Source organism: Thioalkalivibrio sp. AKL9 (genome assembly GCF_000377825.1).
In the GTDB taxonomy this organism is placed as follows: Bacteria; Pseudomonadota; Gammaproteobacteria; order Ectothiorhodospirales; family Ectothiorhodospiraceae; genus Thioalkalivibrio; species Thioalkalivibrio versutus.
This window is the reverse complement of the sequence record NZ_KB905105.1, coordinates 44,155-65,657: the sequence shown is the minus strand read 5'-3', so window position 1 is coordinate 65,657 and position 21,503 is coordinate 44,155. Positions and strand designations below refer to the sequence as shown.

The 21,503-nt window shown below is 66.6% G+C and carries 25 protein-coding genes; 8 read left to right on the top strand and 17 right to left on the bottom strand.

What is annotated here, in order from left to right:
- Window positions 1–4 precede the first annotated feature (4 nt).
- The gene (gene hemE / locus D573_RS0104240) at window positions 5–1,060 is read left to right on the top strand and encodes a uroporphyrinogen decarboxylase (RefSeq protein WP_018168288.1); all 1,056 of its coding nucleotides are present in this window, start codon (window positions 5–7) and stop codon (window positions 1,058–1,060) included.
- Window positions 1,061–1,090: 30 nt separating this feature from the next.
- Here hemE and D573_RS0104235 read toward each other — a convergent pair whose 3' ends face one another.
- Both D573_RS0104235 and D573_RS0104230 read right to left on the bottom strand, forming a co-directional pair.
- Complete coding sequence (locus tag D573_RS0104235) at window positions 1,091–1,720, bottom strand: hypothetical protein (RefSeq protein WP_018168287.1); 630 nt, start codon at window positions 1,718–1,720, stop codon at window positions 1,091–1,093.
- The gene (locus tag D573_RS0104230) at window positions 1,721–4,099 is read right to left on the bottom strand and encodes a penicillin-binding protein 1A (RefSeq protein ID WP_018938220.1); all 2,379 of its coding nucleotides are present in this window, start codon (window positions 4,097–4,099) and stop codon (window positions 1,721–1,723) included. It lies immediately after the preceding gene.
- A 143-nt stretch (window positions 4,100–4,242) separates the two neighbouring features.
- Here D573_RS0104230 and D573_RS0104225 point away from each other — a divergent pair, with 143 nt between their 5' ends.
- The 6 genes from D573_RS0104225 (at window position 4,243) to D573_RS0104200 (ending at window position 9,793) form a co-directional block, all read left to right on the top strand.
- Entirely contained in the window at window positions 4,243–5,310 is a 1,068-nt protein-coding gene (locus tag D573_RS0104225) for a pilus assembly protein PilM (RefSeq protein WP_026313095.1), read from the top strand.
- Window positions 5,307–5,870, top strand: coding sequence for a PilN domain-containing protein (locus tag D573_RS0104220; RefSeq protein WP_018144543.1), 564 nt, complete (start codon window positions 5,307–5,309; stop codon window positions 5,868–5,870). Before D573_RS0104225 ends, D573_RS0104220 begins: the two co-directional genes overlap by 4 nt.
- Window positions 5,870–6,451, top strand: a complete 582-nt coding sequence (locus D573_RS0104215) for a type 4a pilus biogenesis protein PilO (RefSeq protein ID WP_018938219.1) — start codon at window positions 5,870–5,872, stop codon at window positions 6,449–6,451. Before D573_RS0104220 ends, D573_RS0104215 begins: the two co-directional genes overlap by 1 nt.
- A gap of 14 nt (window positions 6,452–6,465) precedes the next feature.
- Complete coding sequence (locus D573_RS0104210; RefSeq protein WP_026287946.1) at window positions 6,466–6,993, top strand: pilus assembly protein PilP; 528 nt, start codon at window positions 6,466–6,468, stop codon at window positions 6,991–6,993.
- Between the two features lie 19 nt (window positions 6,994–7,012).
- The gene (gene pilQ / locus D573_RS0104205) at window positions 7,013–9,145 is read left to right on the top strand and encodes a type IV pilus secretin PilQ (protein WP_026287945.1); all 2,133 of its coding nucleotides are present in this window, start codon (window positions 7,013–7,015) and stop codon (window positions 9,143–9,145) included.
- Between the two features lie 105 nt (window positions 9,146–9,250).
- A complete protein-coding gene (locus D573_RS0104200; protein ID WP_018938216.1) occupies window positions 9,251–9,793 on the top strand; it encodes a shikimate kinase in 543 nt (180 codons plus the stop codon).
- A gap of 341 nt (window positions 9,794–10,134) precedes the next feature.
- On the opposite strand, the gene D573_RS0104195 is transcribed toward D573_RS0104200, so the two are convergent.
- Window positions 10,135–10,596 (bottom strand): nuclear transport factor 2 family protein, encoded by a 462-nt coding sequence (locus D573_RS0104195; RefSeq protein ID WP_018938215.1) that lies wholly within the window; start codon window positions 10,594–10,596, stop codon window positions 10,135–10,137.
- Window positions 10,572–10,982, bottom strand: a complete 411-nt coding sequence (locus D573_RS0104190; protein WP_018938214.1) for a nuclear transport factor 2 family protein — start codon at window positions 10,980–10,982, stop codon at window positions 10,572–10,574. The genes D573_RS0104195 and D573_RS0104190 overlap by 25 nt, the downstream gene beginning before the upstream one ends.
- A gap of 124 nt (window positions 10,983–11,106) precedes the next feature.
- On the opposite strand from D573_RS0104190, the gene D573_RS0104185 reads away from it, so the two are divergent.
- Complete coding sequence (locus D573_RS0104185; protein WP_018938213.1) at window positions 11,107–11,997, top strand: PfkB family carbohydrate kinase; 891 nt, start codon at window positions 11,107–11,109, stop codon at window positions 11,995–11,997.
- 51 nt (window positions 11,998–12,048) lie between these two features.
- On the opposite strand, the gene D573_RS0104180 is transcribed toward D573_RS0104185, so the two are convergent.
- The 13 genes from D573_RS0104180 to D573_RS0104120 form a co-directional block, all read right to left on the bottom strand.
- On the bottom strand, window positions 12,049–12,318 hold the full coding sequence (locus D573_RS0104180) for an HPr family phosphocarrier protein (RefSeq protein ID WP_018144535.1): 270 nt from the start codon (window positions 12,316–12,318) through the stop codon (window positions 12,049–12,051).
- Window positions 12,290–12,715: a PTS sugar transporter subunit IIA gene (locus D573_RS0104175; protein WP_018938212.1), complete on the bottom strand. Its 426-nt coding sequence runs from the start codon at window positions 12,713–12,715 to the stop codon at window positions 12,290–12,292. Before D573_RS0104175 ends, D573_RS0104180 begins: the two co-directional genes overlap by 29 nt.
- Window positions 12,716–12,766: 51 nt before the next feature.
- Window positions 12,767–13,639, bottom strand: a complete 873-nt coding sequence (gene rapZ, locus D573_RS0104170; RefSeq protein ID WP_018938211.1) for an RNase adapter RapZ — start codon at window positions 13,637–13,639, stop codon at window positions 12,767–12,769.
- Window positions 13,640–13,646: 7 nt separating this feature from the next.
- Entirely contained in the window at window positions 13,647–14,678 is a 1,032-nt protein-coding gene (gene hprK, locus D573_RS0104165; RefSeq protein WP_018938210.1) for an HPr(Ser) kinase/phosphatase, read from the bottom strand.
- Between the two features lie 48 nt (window positions 14,679–14,726).
- Window positions 14,727–15,194, bottom strand: a complete 468-nt coding sequence (locus tag D573_RS0104160; RefSeq protein WP_018938209.1) for a PTS sugar transporter subunit IIA — start codon at window positions 15,192–15,194, stop codon at window positions 14,727–14,729.
- Window positions 15,195–15,197: 3 nt separating this feature from the next.
- Complete coding sequence (hpf, locus tag D573_RS0104155) at window positions 15,198–15,536, bottom strand: ribosome hibernation-promoting factor, HPF/YfiA family (RefSeq protein WP_018144530.1); 339 nt, start codon at window positions 15,534–15,536, stop codon at window positions 15,198–15,200.
- A 16-nt stretch (window positions 15,537–15,552) separates the two neighbouring features.
- The gene (locus D573_RS0104150; RefSeq protein WP_018938208.1) at window positions 15,553–17,037 is read right to left on the bottom strand and encodes an RNA polymerase factor sigma-54; all 1,485 of its coding nucleotides are present in this window, start codon (window positions 17,035–17,037) and stop codon (window positions 15,553–15,555) included.
- 88 nt (window positions 17,038–17,125) lie between these two features.
- Window positions 17,126–17,896: an LPS export ABC transporter ATP-binding protein gene (lptB, locus tag D573_RS0104145; protein WP_018168276.1), complete on the bottom strand. Its 771-nt coding sequence runs from the start codon at window positions 17,894–17,896 to the stop codon at window positions 17,126–17,128.
- Complete coding sequence (lptA, locus tag D573_RS0104140; RefSeq protein WP_018168275.1) at window positions 17,893–18,432, bottom strand: lipopolysaccharide transport periplasmic protein LptA; 540 nt, start codon at window positions 18,430–18,432, stop codon at window positions 17,893–17,895. Before lptA ends, lptB begins: the two co-directional genes overlap by 4 nt.
- Window positions 18,413–18,994 carry an LPS export ABC transporter periplasmic protein LptC gene (gene lptC, locus D573_RS0104135; RefSeq protein ID WP_081618735.1) on the bottom strand — a complete coding sequence of 194 codons (582 nt, stop codon included), beginning with the start codon at window positions 18,992–18,994 and terminating at the stop codon, window positions 18,413–18,415. The genes lptA and lptC overlap by 20 nt, the downstream gene beginning before the upstream one ends.
- Window positions 18,991–19,530: an HAD family hydrolase gene (locus tag D573_RS0104130; RefSeq protein WP_018938206.1), complete on the bottom strand. Its 540-nt coding sequence runs from the start codon at window positions 19,528–19,530 to the stop codon at window positions 18,991–18,993. Before D573_RS0104130 ends, lptC begins: the two co-directional genes overlap by 4 nt.
- On the bottom strand, window positions 19,530–20,507 hold the full coding sequence (locus tag D573_RS0104125) for a KpsF/GutQ family sugar-phosphate isomerase (RefSeq protein ID WP_018938205.1): 978 nt from the start codon (window positions 20,505–20,507) through the stop codon (window positions 19,530–19,532). The genes D573_RS0104130 and D573_RS0104125 overlap by 1 nt, the downstream gene beginning before the upstream one ends.
- Window positions 20,504–21,481, bottom strand: a complete 978-nt coding sequence (locus D573_RS0104120; protein WP_018938204.1) for a calcium/sodium antiporter — start codon at window positions 21,479–21,481, stop codon at window positions 20,504–20,506. The genes D573_RS0104125 and D573_RS0104120 overlap by 4 nt, the downstream gene beginning before the upstream one ends.
- Window positions 21,482–21,503: the final 22 nt, after the last annotated feature.

Below are 21,503 nucleotides of genomic sequence, written 5' to 3'. Positions count from 1 at the left end.
TTCGATGTCCCAGAACCTGAAGAACGACCTCCTGCTGCGAGCCCAGCTGCGCGAACCGGTGGAGCGTCCGCCGATCTGGATCATGCGCCAGGCCGGGCGCTACCTGCCGGAGTATCGCGAGACCCGCGCCCAGGCCGGCAGCTTCATGAGCCTGTGCCAGAACCCGGAGCTGGCCTGCGAAGTCACCATGCAGCCACTGCGCCGGTTTCCTCTCGATGCGGCGATCCTGTTCTCCGACATCCTCACCATCCCCGACGCGATGGGGCTGGGTCTGTATTTCGAGACGGGCGAGGGCCCACGTTTCCGCGAGCCGGTGCGTACGCTGGAGGCGATCGAGAACCTGCCGGTGCCGGACCCGGAGCAGGAGCTACGCTACGTGATGGACGCGGTGCGCCTGATCCGCCGCGAGCTGGACGGCCAGGTCCCGCTGATTGGTTTTGCCGGCAGCCCATGGACCCTGGCGACCTACATGGTCGAGGGCCAGGGCTCGCGCGACTTCGCCGAGACCAAGCGTCTGATGTACGGCGAGCCGCAGGCGATGCACGCCCTGCTGCAAAAGGTCGCCACCGCGGTGACCGATTATCTGAACGCGCAGATCCGCGCGGGTGCCCAGTCGGTGATGATCTTCGACACCTGGGGTGGTTCGCTTACCCCGCGCGCCTATCGCGAGTTCTCGCTGGCCTACATGCAGCGCATCGTCGACGGGCTGATCCGTGAAAACGATGGCCGCCGCGTCCCGGTGACGCTGTTCACCAAGGGTGGCGGGGCCTGGCTGGAAATGATGGCGGATACCGGGGCGGATGCCCTGGGGCTGGACTGGACCATCGAGATCGCCGAGGCCAGCCGCCGGGTCGGCGATCGCGTTGCGCTGCAGGGCAACCTCGATCCTTCGGTGCTGTACGCACCCGAGGCGGTGGTCCGCGAAGAGACCCAGCGGGTGCTGGATGGTTTCGACCGCGACACGGGTCATGTCTTCAATCTTGGCCACGGCATTCATCCGGGGATCGATCCGGAGCGGGTCGCCGCGATGGTGGATACCGTAACCAACTACCGACGCTAGTCCGCCCGGCGCGAGCGTACGGCCCGGTTATTATTCCGCCGTGGCCGCCGCCTCTTCGGCGCCGGCCTCCGCCAGCATCCTCTCCACGTCCGCGCGGGTTGCGCGTTGCATCGGGCGCCCGTCCACCGGCGACGGTGGCGCCTGGCGCAGGCCGTCCAGCGCGAATACCGTGAGCTCAACATCGGTGTCGTCCGGTCCGCGGAAGGCGAGGAAGGGGATGCGCTGTTCGCGCCCCTGCCGGCTGCGGTAACGGCGCTCGCCGGTCTCGCAGTGAATCCCGCGATCCCCCATCTCCAGGATGACCTCTTCCACTGTCTCGGCGAAGGCATGCAGGTTGATCAGCGGTTGTGATTCCACTAGCCCTTGCAGGAGCGGGCCGACCAGCCGCGGTTCCAGGTGCTCCAGGCGTTCCATCACGACCAGCGCCGCTTCCAGGCGGCCGCGGTAGGCGGCGCGGCTGGCGGGGCTGGCAAACAGCCGGCTGCGTTCGATGGCGGCGTCCTGGATCTCCAGGTTGCCGGGCATGTCGTGTCGGGCGTCCACGCCCAGGTGTTCCGCGGCTTTCCGCTTGGCCAGGCCGAAGTCCCGGATGCCGTCGTCGAGCATGATGCGAGCGGCTTCCTGGGCCAGCTCCTGGCGCGCGCGCGAGGGGCTGGCCATTTAAAAGACCAGTTCGGGTTGCTGGTTCCCGCTGCTGCCGTTCTCGCCGTTCCCCGGAATGACGTGTCCGCGTTCCGGGATCTGGTGGGGTAGCAGCCACTGGTTGCGCGCGCCCGGGGCGTCGTCGCTGGGGGCGCGCTGGCCGTTCGGCAGGATGGCGACTCGCACCAGGTCGTTGGGGCGCTCCACCGGCCGTTCCGGCTGGTCGGCCAGCACGCTGCCCATGAAGCGGGTCCAGATTGGCAGGGCCGCGCGACCGCCACTTTCGCGTCGGCCCAGCTCGCGGTTGTCGTCGAAGCCGATCCAGGCGGTTGCGACCAGCTCCGCGTTGAACCCGGCGAACCAGGCATCGCGGTAGTCATTGGTGGTGCCGGTCTTGCCGGCCAGGTCGGACCGGCCCAGTTCCATGGCCCGCCGGCCGGTGCCGGATGTGATGACGCTGCGCAGCATGTCGCTCATCTGCCAGGCGACACCGGGATCCAGGACCGGTACCGGATCGGTGTACTGCAACGGGCCACTGCTGGCGACCAGCGGCAGATCCTGGCCCTTCGGGTTTGTGCAGGGCGCCGGGCAGGCTCGTTCGGTCGGTGCCTCGTACAGGGTCTCGCCATCCGCCGTCTCGATGCGCGCGATGATCCAGGGGCTGTTCAGGCGGCCGCCGCTGGCGAACACGCCATAGGCATTGTTCAGCTGCAGCGGGGTGAGGGAGCCGGTACCCAGGACCATGGACAGATTGTTCGGCTGCCTTTCGAGGTCCAGACCGAAGCGCGTCAGTTCCTGGTGCACGTTTCCGGTGCCCAGGCGGTCGAGCAGGCGAATGGAGGCCAGGTTGCGGGAATTCGCGAGTGCCTCGCGCAGGGTGGTCTCGCCGTGGAAGCGCCGCGAGTAGTTCTGCGGGCGCCATTCGGCCCCCAGGGCGGGGTCGTTGAAGACCATCGGCGCGTCGATCACGGTCCCTTCGGGCCGGTGGCCCTCGCGCAGGGCCAGGGCATAGACCAGCGGCTTGAACGCGGATCCGGGCTGGCGTTGTGCCTGGGTCGTGCGGTCGTAGCGGTTTTCAAAGAAGTCGAACCCGCCCGCCAGTGCCAGGATGGCGCCGTCCTGAGGGGCCTGGGCGATCACGGCGCCGGTGACTTCCGGCTTTTGCGCCAGGCGCCAGCGGCCGTCGGTATAGGGACGTATACGGATCACGTCGCCGCGTTCAAGCGCCGGGGATCCGGCCCATTCGCGGTCTTCCGGCAGGACTTCCAGTTCGCCAATGCGGCCGCCGTCGACGCGCAGTACCCCGGCTTCGCCCTGCCCCAGGACGACGGCCGGGAACAGCAGCCTTCCGTGCACCCCAATGGCCATCAGCGCGCGCTCGCGTGCCTCGGCGTCCTCCAGGGTATTGTCGGGAAGCCGCATTTCGGGACCGCGAAAACCGTGACGCTCGTCATATTCCAGCAATCCTTCGCGCAGCGCCTGGTTGGCCGCTTCCTGCTGGCGGGAGTCGATCGTCGTGTGCACCTGCAGGCCGCGACGGTAGGCGTCGTCACCCCACAGGTTCACGACCATCTGGCGCGCCATTTCGGCGACCCAGTGGGCATCAATCTCGGTGGCTGTGGTGTGGCGTTCGGACAGCACCGGGCGCTCGATGGCGGAGGCATAGGCATCCTCGTCGATCACCCCGGTCTCCAGCATCCGCCGCAGTACGTAGTTGCGGCGGATCTCGGCCCGTTGCGGGTTGCTTACCGGGTTGGTGGTCGATGGCGCCTTGGGAAGGGCGGCGAGCGTGGCAATCTCGTCCAGTTCCAGCGCATCCAGCGAGCGGCCGAAATATACCCGCGAGGCGGCCTCGATCCCGTAGGCGCGCTGTCCCAGATAGATCTTGTTCAAATATAGCTCGAGGATTTCATCCTTCTCGAGTTCCTGTTCCAGGCGGATGGCCAGGAAGATCTCGCGCAGCTTGCGTTCGTAGGTCCGCTCGCGCGTCAGGAAGATATTGCGCGCGAGCTGCATGGTGATGGTGCTGCCGCCCTGGCTGCGCTCGCCGCCGGTGGAGATCACATTCAGTCCGGCGCGGGCAAGACCCATGACATCCACACCCGGATGGTCATAGAAGCGCTCGTCTTCCGCCGCAATAAAGGCATCGCGGACTTGCTGCGGGATCGCGTCAATCGGCACGGGAATGCGTCGTTCTTCCGCGAACTCACCCATAAGGCGGCCATCCGCACTGCGGACCTGCAGTGGCGTCTGCAGACGCACATCGCGCACAGCGTCGGCCTCCGGGAGGCTCGGCGCGTAGTAAACATAGAGAGCGGCCGCCGCGATGGACAGGCCGATTCCGGCTGCCAGCATCAGGGCCAGCAGCGCCGTAATAATCTTAAGGAGCGGATTCATGACAGCAAAAAAAGTGAGGCCAAGATGAGAAGTCGCTTTCAAAGCGACTTGCAACCCTGAAGTCGCGGTGTATATTGTGAACCAGCTAGCATACGTGATTGTAACGCTACCAGTTACTTTCGTCGGGGTATACAGGGGGATGTGTGCTGAGTCTCGGAAAATCCAAACAAGGGGTCCTGGGCGTGGATATCAGCTCGGCAGCCGTCAAGGTGCTGGAGCTGACGCGACAGGGTAAGGGCTTTCGGGTCGAGGCCTTCGCGGTCGAACCGCTGCCCGATGGGGTGATGGTCGACAAGGTCTGTCAGGACACCGAGGCCGTGGGTAATGCCCTCGCCCGGGCGGTCAAGCGCTCCGGCACCCGTCTTAAGCACTGCGCGATGGCTGTGCCGTCCTCCGCCGTGATCACCAAGACCATCCAGATGTCGGCCGCGCTGGGCGATGCGGAGCTCGAGGGCCAGGTCTTCGTGGAGGCGGATCAGTACATCCCCTACACGCTTGAAGAGGTCAACCTGGATTTCCAGGTCCTCGGAAAGAACGAGAAGAACCCCGAGATGGTCGATGTCCTGGTGGTCGCTTCGCGCCGCGAGAACGTGGACTCGCGCGTGGCCATTGCCGAGGCGGCCAAGTTGACCCCCGAGCTGATCGACGTCGAGGCATACGCGATCGAGCATACCGCCGAGCGCCTGATGGAGCAGGTCCCCGACCGCGAGAGCAAGCCGATCGTGGCGGTCGTGGATGTCGGTTCTTCGGTGACTGCCGTGTATGTCGTTAGTCAGGACGAGGGCGTGGTGTACACCCGCGAGCAGAATTTCGGCGGCCGCATGCTCACCGAGGAGATCATGCGGCGCTACAGCATGAACTATCAGGAGGCCGGCTCCGCCAAGATGAGTGGCGACCTGCCGACCGACTACGCAAGCTCCATCCTCGAGCCCTTCAAGCAGACCATGGTCGACCAGATCCAGCGGCTGCTGCAGTACTTCTACGTGACCCGCCCGCAGGACACCATCGATCACATCCTCCTGGGGGGCGGCTGTGCGGCCATCCCGGGCGTGGACGAACTGCTCGAGGAGGCCGCCGGCACGCCGGTATCGATCGCGAACCCGTTCCGCGGGATGGCGTTGGCCAAAAGGGTCAACCAGGAACGTTTTGCCAATGATGCCCCGGCGCTGATGACGGCCTGTGGCCTGGCCGTGCGGGGGTATGCGTCATGATTTATATCAACCTCCTTCCCTGGCGCGAGAAGGCACGCGAACAGCGGCGCAAGCAGTTCTTCGCCGCGGTTGGTGGCGCCGCGGTGGTCGGCGTCCTTCTTGCCTTCGTTGGCTACAGTTTTATCGGCGCGTTGATCGACCACCAGCAGTCGCGCAACCAGATGCTGGAAAGCGAGATCCGCGAACTGGATCGTCAGATCGCCCGGATCCGCGATCTCGACGAACAGCGCGAGGCCCTTATTGCCCGAATGGAAGTCATCCAGACCCTGCAGGCGCAGCGGCCCGAGGCCGTGCATCTCTTCGATCAGCTGGTCGAGACCCTGCCCGATGGTACCTACCTCAACGAGGTCCGCCAGGAAGGCGAGAATGTGCGCCTGGTCGGGCGCTCCGAGTCCAACACCCGGATCTCCGCGCTGATGCGCCGGATCGATGGGTCGCCCTGGCTGGGTAGCTCCAACCTGCAGATTATCGAGACCCGCGAGGAGGGTCGCCTCCAGGTGCGTGACTTCCGTCTGGATGCCACGCAGACCCGGCCGGATGCCGCAGAGGGGGATTCCTGATGGATCTCAATGAACTCAAGCAGGTCGACTTCAACAACATCGGGGAAGCCTCCTGGGGCGTGAAGGGCCTGATCCTGGTCGTGATCGTCCTGGCCATCCTCGGCCTGTCCTATTACCTCTTCATCGGCGATCAGCGGACAGAGCTCGAGCGCGCGGAGAGCCGCGAACTGCAGCTGCGCGACGAGTTCGAGGACAAGCAGCAGCGGGCTGCCAACCTCCAGGCCTACGAGGACCAGCTGGAGGAGATGGAGCGCATGTTCGCCTCGCTGCTCGAGTTGTTGCCCAGCAGCGCCGAGATCCCCAGCCTGCTGGTCGATGTCTCGCAGACAGGGTTGCAGGCGGGTCTCGAGATCGAGCTGTTCGAGCCGCGCGGCGAGAACCGCCGCGACTTCTACGCCGAGGTTCCGATCCGTCTGCGCGTCCGGGGCGATTACGAGGATCTCGCGGAGTTCGTCAGCGGTGTCTCGGCCCTGCCGCGCGTGGTCACCATGCACAACATGCATATCCGTCCGGGCGATTCCGACAACGACCTGCTGATGGATGCGGTCGCCCGCACCTATCGCTACCTGGAGGAGAACTGATGAGGCATTCTTCCATGCGAGCGGTATGGCCCGGACTGGCCATGGTCCTGACGGGCGGGATCCTGCTGTCGGGCTGTACTCAGGACAACCGTGACCTCGAGCAGTACATCGCCGAGGTCAAGGAGCGCCCGGGGAGCGGGATCGAGCCGATCCCCACCCTGGAGCCACACGAGCCCTATCTCTATCCGGGGCATGCCCGGTCGCCTTTCGACTCGTCGGTAATCGCCCAGCCGGAGCTCGCCGCGGCCGAGGGGCAGCCAGGAGACGCCGAGATTGATCCTGACCGCCCGCGCGAGTTCCTCGAGGGCTTTCCGCTGGATTCGCTGCGGATGGTCGGGTCGCTGGAGCAGCATGGCGTGCGCTACGCCCTGGTCCGGACCCCGGATCGAGGGGTTCAGCGCGTCACTGCGGGCAACTATATGGGCCAGAACCACGGGGAGATCATCGAGATCACGCCGACCCAGATCCGGCTGGTAGAGATCGTGCCGGATGCCTTCGGCGGTCACGTGGAACGTGAAAACTCGGTGGCGCTGACCGACTAGCGGTTGGGGGGAGAAGAAGATGATAACGAGCATTCGCCGCAAGGTCGGCACAACCAACAGGGGATTCAACATGGGTTCTTCCATGCGCGCTTTCGCAGGCACGGTCGTTGCGGGCCTGCTGTTCATGGTGTCCCAGGGGGTGGCTGCCACCGAACTGGAAGAGATCCGGGCCGGCAGTCTGAGCGGTGACCGGGTGCAGGTGAACCTGCGCTTCTCGGAGACGCCGCCCTCCGATATTCGCGCCTTTGCGATTGATTCACCGCCGCGCATCGCGTTGGATCTGCCCAATGTCGGCAATGCATTGCCGCGGCGCGAGACGGACCTGAATGTGGGCCCGGTGCTGCGGGCGAGCACGGTCGAGGCGGGCAACCGCACCCGCGTGGTGCTGAACCTGACTCAGGCCTCCGAGTACCAGACTCGAGTCGAGGGCAATAATCTCATCCTTACGCTGGGCCGCGGGGTTTCCGAGGCGGATGCACGCACCCAGCAAGTCGTGGATCGTGCGGGTGAACCCGCCGCCACGACCCGCAGCGCCCGACCCATGGAGATCACGGGTATCGATTTCCGGCGGGGCAGCGAGGGCGAAGGTCGCGTCGAGGTGGATCTCTCCCGCTCTGGCGCCGAGATCAACGTTCGCGAGCAGGCCGGCCGCATCGAGATGACCTTCCCGCGCGCGATGGTCGACGAGTCGCTGGAACGTCGCCTCGACGTGGTCGATTTCGCCACCCCGGTGCACACGATCGACACCATCGCCGAGCGCAATCGAGTTCGCATGGAGATCGAGGCGCGCGGCGAGTACGAGATCATTTCCTACCAGAGTGATCGCCAGTTCGTCCTCGAGGTCGCCCCGATTTCCGAGGCCGAACGCCAGGCCCGCGCACGGGAGGAAGAGGAGTACGCCGGCGAGCGCCTGTCCCTGAATTTCCAGGACATCGAGGTGCGCTCCGTTCTGCAGTTGCTGGCGGATTTCACCGATCTGAACATCGTGGTGAGTGACACGGTGGGTGGCAACATCACCCTGCGCCTGAACAACGTCCCCTGGGACCAGGCGCTGGATATCATCCTGCGTGCCCGCGGGCTCGACAAGCGAATGGACGGCAATGTCCTGTACGTCGCCCCCAGCGAGGAGATCGCGGCGCGTGAACGCCTGGAGATGGAAGCCGAGCGTGACCGCCAGGAGCTGGAGCCCCTGCGCACGGAGTTCGTGCAGATCAATTTCGCCCAGGCCGAGCAGATCGCGTCCCTGATTCGGGGCGGTGATGGAGGCGAATTCCTCTCGGAGCGTGGCAGCATCACCATCGACACGCGCACCAACACCCTCCTGGTGCAGGATACCCAGAGCCGGATCGAGGACGTCCGTCGCCTGGTCTCCACGCTGGATGTCCCGGTGCAGCAGGTCCTGATCGAGACCCGCATTGTGATCGCTGAAGATACCTTCAACCGTGAGCTGGGTGCGCGTTTTGGCATTAGTGCGACCCGGGGGAGCGATCGCCGTACCTCAGCGGGCCTGTCCGGATCGCTGGAGGGCTCCGACAGTGCACTGGGTACCAGCCCCGGAGATATGGGTGGCCTTGCCATTGGCGATCGGCTGAACAGCTCGCTGCCGGCCGGTGGCAATGCCGGGCAGGCAGGGCTGAGCATCCTGCGCAGTGGCGTGTTGCTCGACCTGGAACTGTCCGCGCTGCAGGTGGAAGGTCGCGGCGAGATCATCTCCAGCCCGCGTGTGATCACCGCCAATGGCCAGACGGCGACGATCAAGCAGGGTGAAGAGATCCCGTTCCAGGAAGCCACTGCATCCGGCGCGACTTCGACCCAGTTCATCGAGGCCGTACTGTCGACGGAAGTGACGCCGCAGATCACGCCGAACGGCAACGTGATCCTCGACATCAAGGTGACAAAGGACGAGCCCAGCCAGCGTGTGATCCTTGGGGTGCCGGGGATCAACAAGCGCGAGGTGGAGACCCAGGTCTTCGTGGGCAACGGCGAGACCGTGGTCCTGGGCGGTGTGTACGAGATCGACAGCCGCACCAACCTCGAGAAGGTGCCGTTCTTCGGGGATATTCCGTTCCTCGGAAACCTATTCCGCAATCGCTCCACGGAGAATACCAAAGCGGAATTGTTGATCTTTGTGACGCCGCGCGTACTCGACTGAGAGCAAGGTGTAGCGTCGGGGATTGCCCCCGATGGGTTCGATCTCGAAAGCCGGGGCTTGTCCCCGGCTTTTCTTTGGGGGGCCCAGCCAGTAGCCTTGGCGCTCATGCAGAACATCGTACTGGTAGGCCCGATGGGGGCCGGCAAGAGCACAATCGGGCGCGGCCTCGCGGGGCTGCTGCGTCGGCCGTTCTTCGATACCGATCAGGAGATCCAGCGGCGTACGGGTGTGGATATCCCGACCATCTTCGAGTTCGAGGGCGAGGGCGGTTTTCGCAAGCGCGAGACGGCGATGCTGGAGTTGCTCCTGCAACAGGAGGGCGCGGTGATTGCCACCGGCGGGGGGATTGTCGAACGCCCGGAGAACCGGGAACAGCTGCGCGATCAGTTCGTGATCTACCTGCGGGTGCCGGTAGAGGAGCAGTTCCGGCGGACTCGCCGCAACCGCAAGCGCCCGCTGATCGCGGAGGCCGCGGACCCGAAGGCCCGCCTTCAGGAGTTGTTCGCGGTCCGCGATCCGCTCTATCAGGAGGTCGCGGACCTTACGCTGGAGGGCAAGGGGCGGCGGGTGCGCGATGCGGTCAAGGGCGTATGCGCGGCGCTGCAGGTGCAGCGCCCGGATCTTTGCCAGCCGCGCTCCGAAGGCTAGTTGGTAACCATCAAGCGCACGAAGACACCAAGCAAGGGCGCGAGTCATCCACAGTGGCCGGTTGCGGCCCCATGCGTGATTCTAGTGGGGTCAACGGGCAGGGAAAGGGGTTGAGCCCCGCTGATTTTACGAACGCCCTGTGTCGGTGGTCACGAGGTTTTCTTGAACCGTAGAGGACCCGGATCGCGAGCACCGTCAGGTTATTGAGGGGGCGACCCGGATTCGCGGCGTTCGAAGATCCTTTTGCCACTTAAATCGCTTCCCCATGACTGATGTGCTCAGTGGGGCCTTCGCTTTGGACCTTCTTCCTTCGTGCGCTTCGTGGTCGATCCCACGGCTCGTCAGTGGCGGGTGTTGCCGCCGCCATCGGGGACAAACATGCCGTCCTGCGATGGCGGTGAGCGGCGCCCGTGCGACGCATGGTGAAACAACAGGCGCCAGCCCGTGTCCAGCCAGCGCCAGGTCTGGCTGATCAGGATCGTCCCGGTGGGCGTGACGTCGCCCGGTCGTGTGATCGCCTCCTCGATGACCAGGCTGATGATCTCCCCGGTCTCGTGGCGCCCCACGATCTTCGGTTCGATCCCGATATTCAGTTCACGCGCGAAGACCAGTAGCCAGCTCTCCATCACCTCCGCCACGCCCCGGTGGGCGCGCGGGCTGCCCGGGTGGATGCAGACGATGTCGGGACGCTCGCCCCAGAGGCGCATCATCTGTTCGATATCGGCGGCACGAAAGGCGGCGTAATACGCCTCGACGCAGCGATCGGCATCCGTCGCCATCAGTGCACGCCCCCGGTGGGCCATTCCGGCGTGGGTTCCGGGTCCGGGCTGGCGTGGTGGAGCACCATGCGCCAGCTTTCCCCATCATGGCGGTAGCCATTGGTCGCCAGCATGACGCCGCGCCGTTCACCCTGGACATACAGGTTTTCGCGCAGTACGTGGAGGACGAGGTCTTCGCCCGGGATGGCCGTCACCTGGGTCCGGTGTACGACCACCCCGCGCATCCCCGGCAGGATGTCGTCCCAGCTTTCCAGGATGATGTCCGTTCCCTGCAGGCGCTCGCCACCTGGGTGGATGCAGACACACTCGGCACTGTCGTGCCAGGTTTCGCGCATGCCTTGTGCATCGCCTGCCTGAAAGGCCGCGTAAAAGGCGGCTTCGGCGGATTCGGGAGAAGGGAACGTGGCCATACCGGTCGGGGCCTCCTGAGACAGAGGGGGTATTGTCGCAGGAGCATCCGCGGATGACGAATGTGCGAGATGACGTAATGGGCGCGACCCGCCAGAATGGCGCGCATTCATCACGGGAGCCCGTATGGCACGTATCCTCGCGACTGGCATTGTCACGCTCGACCACACCCTCGATGTTGCAGCCTTCCCGGCCGAGGACGACGAGGTCCGGGCGCTCGCCAGCACCACCCAGCCCGGAGGCAACGCGACCAACACGGCAACGATCCTGGCGCAGTTCGGCCACCGCCCGGGCCTGGCCGCGGTCATCGCCGAGGGTGCGGCCGGGGATGCCTTGAGCGCGTCCCTGGAGGGGCACGGACTGGATGTTTGTCACTGCGTACGCCGGCCCGGAGCGACGCCGACCTCCCATATTCTTCGCTCCAGGGCGACGGGAAGTCGCACCATCGTCCATCATCGCGACCTGCCCGAACTCGGGGTGGAGGATCTCGCGGGCGTACCCTGGCCGGAATATGACTGGCTGCACTTCGAGGGGCGTAACCCGGAGGCCCTTGCGTCCATCCTGCGCGCGGTGCGCGAGAGCATCTTTGACCAGCCGGTGTCGCTGGAGCTGGAGAAGCCCCGGCCAGGGCTCGACGCATGCATGGACTATGCCGATGTCCTGATGCTCTCGCGCGACTGGGCCGCGAGCGTGGCGGGCACTCCCGAGGCTGCGCTGCAGCAGCTTTCCGAGCGCTTTCCTGATCGCATCCTGACCGTGACCGCCGGGGGCGAAGGGGCCTGGATGGCCGTGCGGGGCGCGATCCACCATTGTGAAGCGACGCCCGGACTGCGGGTGGTCGACAGCGTGGGGGCAGGGGATACCTTCAATGCCGGGTTGATCCACGCGCTGGTCTCCGGGGAGCCCCCGGAGCAGACTTTGACGGCCGCTGTGCGCCTGGCGGAGCGCAAGCTCGAGCAGGTCGGCCTGGACGGGCTGGGCAACGCGGCCTCCGACCCGGGAGCGTGGCCCGGATAGCCCCCGCAGGGGGATGGTGGTTGTTGACCGGTGCGGGCGGGACTCGGAGGTTCAGGCCTCTTCGCCGAAACGATCGGCAACCAACTCTGCGAGTGCATCCAGCGCCTCCGGCGCATCCTTGCCTTCGGCCTCGATGGTGATCTCGCTGCCCTGGGCGGCGGCCAGCATCATCACGCCCATGATGCTCTTGCCATTCACCTCCTGCTGGTTGCGGGAGACGGAGACGTCCGCGGCGAACTTGCTGGCCAGGCTGACGAACTTGGCCGCGGCGCGCGCGTGCATCCCCAGGCGATTAACGATGGGGACTACGCGCTGCGGCATCGCTGCACTCCTGATCGCAGAGGAGAATCCCGTCATGGCCGCCCGAAAGGGCCTTGTTGACCAGTTCGGTCAGGGGGAGGTGTTGATAGTTAAGCACGCGGATCAGCATCGGCAGGTTGGCGCCGGCGATCACGCGGGCATTTGCACCCCGGGCGACGCGAATCGCCACGTTGGAAGGCGTGGAGCCAAACATGTCGGTCAGAACGAGCACCCCCGAGCCGCTGTCGAGGGTCGCCAGGCGCTTGCGGGCGCGGGCCAGGACCTCGTCGGGGTCGTCGTTCTGGGACATCGCCATGGACTCGCAGTCCTCGGGCAGGCCCCCGAGCATGCTCTGCGCGGTCTGCAGCAGGGTATCGCCCAGGTTTTGATGCGTGATCAGAATGAGACCAACGCCCATGGATCTGCTCCGATTGCGGGTTCCAGAAGGCCCTCGTCCCGCGTCCAGTGGTTACTGTTTCCCCAGCTCGCGGTGACGGGTGCTAACAGTAACATGTTCCCGATCCCGCCACGCCTCCGCAAGCCGCTCCACCAGATACACCGAGCGGTGTTGCCCGCCGGTACAGCCGATGGAGACGGTTACGTAGCTGCGGTGATCGTCCAGCAGGCGCGGCAGCCACTGCGACAGGAAGCCCTGGATGCTGTCGAACATGGCCGCGACCTCCGCGTGCCGCTCAAGGAACTCGCACACGGGCGGGTCGCGACCGGTCAGGGCGGCCAGATCGCTTTCGTAGTGCGGATTGGGCAAGCAGCGCACGTCGAACACGAAGTCGGAATCCAGAGGCGCGCCGTGTTTGAAGCCGAAAGACTGAAACTGCAGGGATAGCTCGTGTTCTCCGCGCTCGCCTATGCGGTCGCGCAGGGTGCGGGCCAGATCGTGCATCGACAGGCGCGAGGTGTCGACCGTCAGGTCGGCCTCCGCCGCCACATGGCCCAGCCACTCGCGCTCGCGGTCGATGGCCTCGACCAGTGGCACGCCGTCGCGCGCCAGCGGGTGGCGTCGGCGGGTCAGATGGTAGCGCCGCAGCAGCACCTCGCTGGCCGCCTGCAGGAACAGGACCTCCACCTGCACCCCGTCCGCCCGTAGTTGCGCCAGGAGAACGGAGAACCCTTCCAGGGCCTCCAGGCCGCTGCGTACATCCACGCCCACGGCCAGATGGCGGTCGGTCTCGGTGTCGTAGTGGCCCTGCCGGACCTGGTTGATCAGGTCCGGCAGCAGCGGCAGCGGGAGGTTGTCGACGCAGAAGTAGCCGGCATCCTCCAGGGTGTGCAGGGCCACGGTCTTGCCGGACCCGGACAGGCCACTGACGATTAGCAGGCGCATGGCCGATTCAGCCCTCCGGGTCCGGGTTGGGGACCGTATTGGCGGGCACCGCGCGATGGTAGGGCGGCTCCTCCGTCTCGCCGCTCATCTGGCGGCGCTGGCGTGCGCGCAGGTCGTCGCCAGCGATATAGCCCTGCATGTGCAGCATGTGGTTGCGCACGGCCGCCTCGATCATCACTGCGATGTTGCGCCCCGGCGCGATCGGCAGGCTGATCAAGGGGACGCGCAGGCCGAGGATATCGATCTCGCCGCGGCGCCCGTTCAGCCGGTCATCGGGGACCGGCGAGGGTTCGCCATGATCGCGCAGGTCGATGATCAGGCGCAGGTACTTGCCGCCCTTGATCGCGGAATCGCCGTACATGGCGCGGATGTTAAGCACCCCAAGACCGCGCACCTCGAGCAGGTCCTGGAGCAGGGCCGGGCAGTGGCCGCGCACGATGTCGGGCGCAATGCGCGCGAATTCGGGGGCATCGTCGGCGATCAGGCGATGCCCGCGCGAGATCAGTTCCAGTGCGACCTCGCTCTTGCCGACGCTGGAGGCGCCGCTGATCAGCACCCCGATCCCGAGGATCTCCATGAACACGCCGTGGCGCACCTCGAAATGGGCCAGGCGCTGCTGCAGGAAATAGCGCAGCAGCGAGATGATCTCGTGACTGCTGGTGCTGGAGCACAGGATCAGCGGCAGCGCCTCCTGCGGGGCGTCGGGCATCTCCGAGAACGGACAGGTGTCCTCGGCGAAGATCACCGCGGTGGTCCCGGTGCGGGCCATCTCCAGGATCAGGTCGTTGCACTGGGTGGCGCTGAGGCTGGAGATGTAGCGGGCCTCGAAGTCGCCGATGATCTGGATGCGGTTGGGCCGGATCAGGTTGAGATGGCCGGCCAGTGGCAGGTCGTCCCCGTCGTCGCCGACCAGCTTGCGGTCGGGTGCTGCATGTTCGCCGTGCACGAAGCGAAGATCCAGGCGGTTTCCCATGGCCTGGATCAGGCTCTCCACGTTGATGTCGCGGGCGATCCCGCCTTCTCCCAGCGCCTCGTTCATGGCAGACGCTGCGCGCCGGAATCGCGGCTGGAGGCGGGTTCCACGGGCTTAGTCCTCGCTGAAGCGGCGCACGAGTTCCTGTTCCAGGGCCGCCGCGTCCCCGGCCCGGCGCAGCGCTCCGATGGTGTCTGGCTGCGACAGGCCGCGGGCGAGCTGGGCCAGCAGGTCGAGGTGGTCGCCGGTGGCGGCCTCCGGGACCAGCAGTGCGATCAGGATATCGACCGGCTCGTGATCCATGGCGTCGAAGTCGACGCCCTTTTCCAGGCGCAGCACGGCCACGCGCGGCGCCTCGAGATCGGCCAGGCGGCCATGGGGAATCGCAACCCCATGGCCGAGACCGGTGGATCCGAGTTTTTCGCGTGCGGACAGGGCCTCGAAGATCGCGTTGCTCCCCGGTCCCGTGCCGTCACCTCCGCCGGCGAGGAGGTCCGCCAGGGCCTCCAGGGCCCGTTTCTGGCTGGAGCACTCGGGTTGCAGGCCAATGCGCTCGGGGGTGATCAACTCGGCAATCGTCATGGATCAGGAGGCCTGCTCGCGGTTGCGCTGGGCACCTTCGGCGCGGTGGTGGTCCTTGACCTTTTCCTTGTGCTTGATCAGCTGACGGTCGACTTTGTCGATCAGCGCGTCGATCGCGGCATACATGTCCTCGTGAGAGGCCTCGGCGTGGATGTGATTGCCGCTGACCTGGAGATTCGCTTCGGCCTGGTTGTGCTGATTCCGGGTCTTCTCGTGGGTCAGCACGACGTGGACGTCGATGACCTTGTCGAAGTGGCGCTCCAGCTTCGCGAACTTCTCGTTGACGTAGTCGCGCAGGGCGTCGGTGATGTCCACGTGGTGGCCGGTCAGGTTGATCTGCATGGTCAGGACTCCTTGGTTACTTGCTGCCGGTGGGCATCGAGGCCATCTGCCGGCGTTCGCTGGATGAAGGGATGTGCATCGCCTCGCGGTACTTGGCCACGGTGCGGCGCGCTACGTTGATGCCCCGGTCCGACAGGACCTGGGCGAGCCGGGCATCGCTGAGCGGCTTGTTCGGGGGTTCGTCGCCAATCAATTCGCGAATCATGGCACGGATGGCGGTGGCGGAACACTCGCCGCCATCGTTCGTGCCGACATGGCTGGAGAAGAAATACTTGAACTCGAAGACCCCGCGCGGGGTGTGCATGTATTTCTGCGTGGTAACCCGCGAGATGGTCGATTCGTGCATCTCCAGGGTCTCGGCAATGTCGCGCAGGATCAATGGCTGCATCGCGACGTCGCCATGCTCGAGAAAGCCCTGCTGGCGGTGGACGATCGCCTCGGCGACCCGCAGCAGGGTGTCGTTGCGGCTGTGCAGGCTCTTCAGGAACCAGCGTGCCTCCTGCAGCTGATCGCGCATAAAGGCGCTGTCGCGGGCATCCGAGACCTGGCGCACCATGCCGGCGTAGAGGTCGTTGATGCGGATGCGCGGTGCGATCTCCGGATTCAGCTCCACGCGCCAGCCCTCGGCGCTATGGCGCACGTAGACATCCGGGACCACGTATTCCGAGGTGGCGGAGCTGATCTGTGCGCCGGGGCGCGGGTTCAGGGTGCGGATCAGATCCAGTGCGCGGGCCAGTTCGTCCGGGTCGCGTACGCCGGACTGGCGCTGCAGGGCCTTGTAGTCGCGCTTGCCCAGGCTGTCCATGCCGTGTTCCAGGATCGCCCGTGCGGCCTCGCGGGCCGGGGCGTCCGGGGCCAGTTCGCGTAGCTGGATCTCCAGGCACTCCCGCAGGTTCCGCGCGCCGACCCCCAGCGGGTCGCACTGCTGAATCCAGTGGAGCACTGCCTCGACCTCGTCGACGCCGACGGTTTCATCCTCGCCTCGGCTGATGGTCTCGGCCAGGGTTTCCAGGTCACCCTCGAGATAGCCGTCGGGGCTGATGGCGTCGATCAGGGCCGCCCCGATGCGCTGGTCGCGGGGTGTCAGATGGCTCAGGTGCAGCTGCCACAGCAGGTGATCCTGCAGGCCCTCACCGTCGTCGTCGCTGGTGTTTTCCAGCGGGTCGCGGTCATCCACGCCCTTGTTGGGCGTCGGGGCCGGCTCGTAGATGTCGTCCCAGCGGCTGTCGGTCGTCAGTTCCTCGGGGATCACGTCGTCGCTGGTAGTGGTGGCCTCCATGCGATCGCCTTCCACCAGCTCGCCGTCCTGGTTCAGGCGCTCGGTGTCGGCCTCGGCATCTTCGTCCTCGACCTGTTCGAGCATGGGGTTGCTCTCCAGCGCCTGCTGGATCTCCACCTGGAGCTCGAGCGTGGACAGCTGCAACAGGCGGATCGCCTGCTGCAGTTGCGGGGTCATGGTCAGCGTCTGACCCAGCTGCAGATTCAGGCCGGGTTTCAGCATCGGGTATGCGGGGCGAGGGTGGGCATTGATGGAATCTTAAAGCCTGCCTTGTGGTTTGTGCACCGACCGGGCCGCATATGGGGCGCTTTCACAGGCGGAAGTTCTCGCCGAGATAGACCCGGCGCACCTGGGGATCGGCCAGCAGCTCGTCCGGTGTACCGGCGGCGAGCAGGCGTCCCTCGCTCAGAATATAGGCCCTGTGGCAGATGCCGAGGGTCTCGCGCACGTTGTGATCGGAGATCAGTACGCCGATGCCGCGCTGGGCGAGATGCCGAATCACGTCCTGGATGTCGCCCACCGAGATCGGGTCCACCCCGGCGAAGGGCTCGTCCAGACAGATGAAGCGCGGATCCCCGGCGAGGGCGCGGGCGATCTCGGCCCGGCGCCGTTCCCCACCGGACAGCGCGATGCCCGGGCTGTGGCGCACGGTCTCGAGCTGGAACTCCTCGATCAGCGCATCGCCAATGCGCCGGCGCTCGTGGCGATCGAGTCCGGGGCGCAGCTCGAGCACGGCCTGGAGGTTGTCCCACACGCTCAGGCGGCGAAAGATCGAGGCCTCCTGCGGCAGGTAGCCGAGGCCGGCGCGCGCGCGCACATGGATGGGGGCGCGGGTGATATCGCGTTCGCCCAGGGTGATGCGTCCGGTATTGGGGCGGATCAGCCCGACCAGGCTGTAGAAGCAGGTGGTCTTGCCGGCCCCGTTCGGGCCCAGCAGGCCGACCACCTCGCCGGGCGCGAGGTCGACGTCCACCTGGTCCAGCACAGTGCGCTGGCCGTAGCGCTTGGTCAGCTCGCGTCCGATCAGGCGGTCGTTGGTTTGTGCCGGTGTGGCGGATGGGCTGGGGGCGGTGGCGTTCATTCGTCGTCGCGCGGCTGGATGGTGATGCGCACGCGCTCGCTGTCGCCTTCGCCGCGTTCGGCCTCGATCACGTCGGTCGTCAGGTCGTAGGTGATGCGCTTGCCGCGCGCCTCCTCGCTGGTGGTGATCACATGGGCCTGGTCGGTGAGGATCATGCGGTCTTCGTTCAGCAGGTAGTCGATGCGCAGGGCGGTGGCAATGCGCATCTCTCCGGTTTCCGGATCGGGTGATTCCAGGCGTGCCGGCTCGCCGTGGGCCTCCATTTCGTAGGGGCGGCGATCGCGGGTGCGCACGTAGACCTTGTCGGCCTCCAGGGTCATGTCGCCGCGGATCACGATCACGTCGCCGGTGTAGGTCCCCAGCCCCTGGCGTTCGTCCATCTCCGCGCGGTCGGCAGTGATCTCCACCGGCAGCGCCGGGCCCGAGCCCTGCTGGGCGAACGCGGGCGTGGCCAGCAGCACGAGCAGCAGGAGCGCCGCCACGCGGGCACCCGGTTGGCCCGGACGGTGGCGAAGGCTATGGGGATTCGGGGTCATGCGCGGGATCCTCCTCGCTCGTCTCGCTGTAGAGCGAGTACACGTCATGGAACAACTCTATGGTATCCCCTCGCGAGTCCACGCGCAGACCGGTGCCGCGCTGGAACAGGCCCGGCTGGTTCAGGGTAGAAAGGGCATCCGAAGTGGCGACCATGGTGTCGGTGGCGACGCGAACATCCCGCGAATCGATGAGGGTCTCCACGCGTTCGCCGCGGGGCGGCTGTACGCCGTGGGTGGGGCCCACCAGGTCCAGGGTCGCGGCGGCTGGTTGATGCAGGGCGGCCGGGGCGGTCCAGCGCCATTCGATACCGCCCTCGGCGAACAGGTCGAGGTCCGGGTCGTCCACCCACTGGGGGCCGTCACGGCCGAACTCGCGCAGGCGGGTGCCGCGCAGACGATGGCTCAGTTCGCCGTCGTCGCCGGTGGCATGCAGGGTGAAGCCGTCAATCTGCAGCGTGACCTCGCCCTCGGGCGGGCTTACCTCGGCCTGCGCCAGGGGCGCGGACGCGAATGCGAGCACGGCCAGGGCCCATCCGACTTGGCGGCGAGTCCTTTGGCTCATCCGTTCAGGTAGGTCTCGAACAGCGCGTCGAGCCGGCCCTGCGCGGCCAGCAGGCCCTCGCAGGCCTCGCGCACGGCCCCGCGCCCACCATGGGTCTCGGTCACCCACTGGGCATGCTGGCGCACCAGCGCGTGGGCGTCGCCGACCGCGATCCCGAGCCCGACCCGCTGCATCGCTGGAAGATCCACGATGTCGTCGCCCATGAAGGCCGCTTCGGCGGGGTCGTGGCCGGTGCGCTGCAGCAGTTCGTGCAGGGCCTCGCCCTTGTCGCGGCGGCCCTGGATCAGATGCTCCACGCCCAGGTCGCGCATGCGGTGCTCGACGACCCCGGAGGTGCGCCCGGTCAGGATGGCGATCTCGATGCCGCCGTCCAGGGCCAGACGGATACCGTGGCCGTCGCGGCTGTTGAAGGCCTTGTACTGCTCGCCGCCGTCGCCGAGGAACAGGCTGCCGTCGGTCAGCACGCCGTCCACGTCCAGGATCAGCAGGCGAATGGCCTGCTGGTGGGTGCGCAGAGTGGTGGCATCCAGGTTCATCACGCCACCCCGGCGCGCAGCAGGTCGTGCATGTTGATCACGCCGACCAGGCGGTTTTCGGCGTCGGTGACGGGCAGGGCGTTGATGCGCCGGCTCTCCATGGCCTCCAGGGCCTCCACCGCCAGCCAGTCGGGCTGCGCGGTGTGGCCGCCGGTGGTCATGGCCTCGCCGATGGTCAGGCCGTCCAGGCTGTGCCCGGCATCCAGGGTGCGCCGCAGGTCGCCATCGGTGAACACGCCCTGGATCTCGTCGTCGGCGCCGGCCACGATCACCAGCCCCAGGCCCTTGCGGGTGATCTCGAACAGGGCGTCCTTGAGTGGGGCGTCCGGGGTGATGCGCGGGATCGCGCCTCCGGTATGCATGATGTCGGCGACATGCACCAGCAGGCGCCGGCCAAGGCGACCGCCGGGGTGCGAGCGGGCAAAGTCGTTGGCGGTAAAGCCGCGTGCGTCCAGCACCGCGACGGCCAGGGCATCGCCCATCGCCAACGCCGCGGTGGTGCTGGAGGTGGGGGCCAGGCCCAGCGGGCAAGCCTCGCGTTCGACGCTGACATCCAGGTGTACGGTGGCATCCGCGCCGAGGCGCGATCCGGGGTTGCCGGTCATCGCGATCAGCGGTACGCCCAGGCGCCGGATCAGCGGCAGGATGGTGATGATCTCGTCGGTCTCGCCGGAGTTCGACAGCGCGATGACCACGTCCTCGCGGGTAATCATGCCGAGATCGCCGTGACTGGCCTCGCCCGGATGCACGAAGAAGGCCGGCGTGCCGGTGGAGGCCAGCGTCGCGGCCAGCTTGCTGCCGATGTGCCCGGACTTGCCCATGCCGGTGACGATCACGCGGCCCTTGCACGCGAGGATGCAGCGGCAGGCTTCGAGGAAGCGGTCGTCGATGCGCTGGGCGAGGTTGCGTACGGCCTCGGCCTCGTCATTGAGGACGGCCAGGGCGAGGTTGCGGGTCGTTTCGGGGTTGAAGTTCATGCGGTTGCCGTGATTCCCAAATAGACAAGGTAGCTTGCGAAGGCGATGAGGAGAAGGGCGCCCTGCCAGCGCCGGATCTGTCCGCGGCGGCCCAGCGCGATCAGGAACAGCGCCACGGTCAATGCCAGCATCACCGGATAGTCGCGCGTCAGCACATCGGCGTCGATTGCCAGCGGCGCGATCAGGGCCGGAACGGCCAGTACCGCGAGCAGGTTGAACAGATTGGAACCGACCACATTCCCGATCGCCAGCCCGGCCTCGCGGCGGAAGGCGGCGACCACCGAGGTCGCCAGCTCCGGCAGGCTGGTGCCCACCGCGACAATGGTCAGCCCGATGACCAGGTCGCTGACCCCCAGTTGTTCGGCGATCTCGACGGCCCCCCAGACCAGGGCCTGGCTGCTCGCCAGCAGGAGCAGCAGCCCGAACACGAGCCAGGCGATCGCGGGCCTCAGTCGGTCGCCCTCCGGGATCGTTTCGACCATGCCGCGTACGACCGTGGGAGTGTCCTCACTCGGGGCCTGCTGCGCACGGCGGGCGGTCAAGGCCAGCCAGACCGTGAATGCCACCAGGCCGCCGAGCAGGACGCTGCCCTCTGGTCGGCCCAGTTCGCCATTTATCAGCAAGAGCAGGACGCCGAAGCTGACCAGCAGCAGGATCGGCAGTTCGCGCCGAACCATGCCGCGCCCGATCGCCAGTGGCGCGACGACGGCCGCGGCCCCCAGCACCAGCGCGATGTTGGCGATGTTCGAGCCGATGGCATTGCCCACCGCCAGCCCCGGGTTGCCCTGCAGGCTGGCGAGGACCGAGACCACGATCTCCGGTGCCGAGGTCCCGAAGGCGACGATGGTCAGGCCGATGATCAGCGGGCTGACACCCAGGCCGCGGGCCAGGGCCGAGGCGCCGAACACGAAGCGGTCGGCACTCCAGGTCAGCAGGATCAGGCCGCCGATGATGGCGACAACGGGTAGCACCATGGGCAGTCGGGTCCGGGAGGGT

Bases quoted from the DNA above. Each gene is read 5' to 3' on its own strand.
- hemE (WP_018168288.1), top strand. From the start codon at position 5: ATGTCCCAGAACCTGAAGAACGACCTCCTGCTGCGAGCCCAGCTGCGC.
- D573_RS0104235 (WP_018168287.1), bottom strand. From the start codon at position 1,720: ATGGCCAGCCCCTCGCGCGCGCGCCAGGAGCTGGCCCAGGAAGCCGCT.
- D573_RS0104230 (WP_018938220.1), bottom strand. From the start codon at position 4,099: ATGAATCCGCTCCTTAAGATTATTACGGCGCTGCTGGCCCTGATGCTG.
- D573_RS0104220 (WP_018144543.1), top strand. From the start codon at position 5,307: ATGATTTATATCAACCTCCTTCCCTGGCGCGAGAAGGCACGCGAACAG.
- D573_RS0104215 (WP_018938219.1), top strand. From the start codon at position 5,870: ATGGATCTCAATGAACTCAAGCAGGTCGACTTCAACAACATCGGGGAA.
- D573_RS0104210 (WP_026287946.1), top strand. From the start codon at position 6,466: ATGCGAGCGGTATGGCCCGGACTGGCCATGGTCCTGACGGGCGGGATC.
- pilQ (WP_026287945.1), top strand. From the start codon at position 7,013: ATGATAACGAGCATTCGCCGCAAGGTCGGCACAACCAACAGGGGATTC.
- D573_RS0104200 (WP_018938216.1), top strand. From the start codon at position 9,251: ATGCAGAACATCGTACTGGTAGGCCCGATGGGGGCCGGCAAGAGCACA.
- D573_RS0104195 (WP_018938215.1), bottom strand. From the start codon at position 10,596: ATGGCCCACCGGGGGCGTGCACTGATGGCGACGGATGCCGATCGCTGC.
- D573_RS0104190 (WP_018938214.1), bottom strand. From the start codon at position 10,982: ATGGCCACGTTCCCTTCTCCCGAATCCGCCGAAGCCGCCTTTTACGCG.
- D573_RS0104185 (WP_018938213.1), top strand. From the start codon at position 11,107: ATGGCACGTATCCTCGCGACTGGCATTGTCACGCTCGACCACACCCTC.
- D573_RS0104180 (WP_018144535.1), bottom strand. From the start codon at position 12,318: ATGCCGCAGCGCGTAGTCCCCATCGTTAATCGCCTGGGGATGCACGCG.
- D573_RS0104175 (WP_018938212.1), bottom strand. From the start codon at position 12,715: ATGGGCGTTGGTCTCATTCTGATCACGCATCAAAACCTGGGCGATACC.
- rapZ (WP_018938211.1), bottom strand. From the start codon at position 13,639: ATGCGCCTGCTAATCGTCAGTGGCCTGTCCGGGTCCGGCAAGACCGTG.
- hprK (WP_018938210.1), bottom strand. From the start codon at position 14,678: ATGAACGAGGCGCTGGGAGAAGGCGGGATCGCCCGCGACATCAACGTG.
- D573_RS0104160 (WP_018938209.1), bottom strand. From the start codon at position 15,194: ATGACGATTGCCGAGTTGATCACCCCCGAGCGCATTGGCCTGCAACCC.
- hpf (WP_018144530.1), bottom strand. From the start codon at position 15,536: ATGCAGATCAACCTGACCGGCCACCACGTGGACATCACCGACGCCCTG.
- D573_RS0104150 (WP_018938208.1), bottom strand. From the start codon at position 17,037: ATGCTGAAACCCGGCCTGAATCTGCAGCTGGGTCAGACGCTGACCATG.
- lptB (WP_018168276.1), bottom strand. From the start codon at position 17,896: ATGAACGCCACCGCCCCCAGCCCATCCGCCACACCGGCACAAACCAAC.
- lptA (WP_018168275.1), bottom strand. From the start codon at position 18,432: ATGACCCCGAATCCCCATAGCCTTCGCCACCGTCCGGGCCAACCGGGT.
- lptC (WP_081618735.1), bottom strand. From the start codon at position 18,994: ATGAGCCAAAGGACTCGCCGCCAAGTCGGATGGGCCCTGGCCGTGCTC.
- D573_RS0104130 (WP_018938206.1), bottom strand. From the start codon at position 19,530: ATGAACCTGGATGCCACCACTCTGCGCACCCACCAGCAGGCCATTCGC.
- D573_RS0104125 (WP_018938205.1), bottom strand. From the start codon at position 20,507: ATGAACTTCAACCCCGAAACGACCCGCAACCTCGCCCTGGCCGTCCTC.
- D573_RS0104120 (WP_018938204.1), bottom strand. From the start codon at position 21,481: ATGGTGCTACCCGTTGTCGCCATCATCGGCGGCCTGATCCTGCTGACC.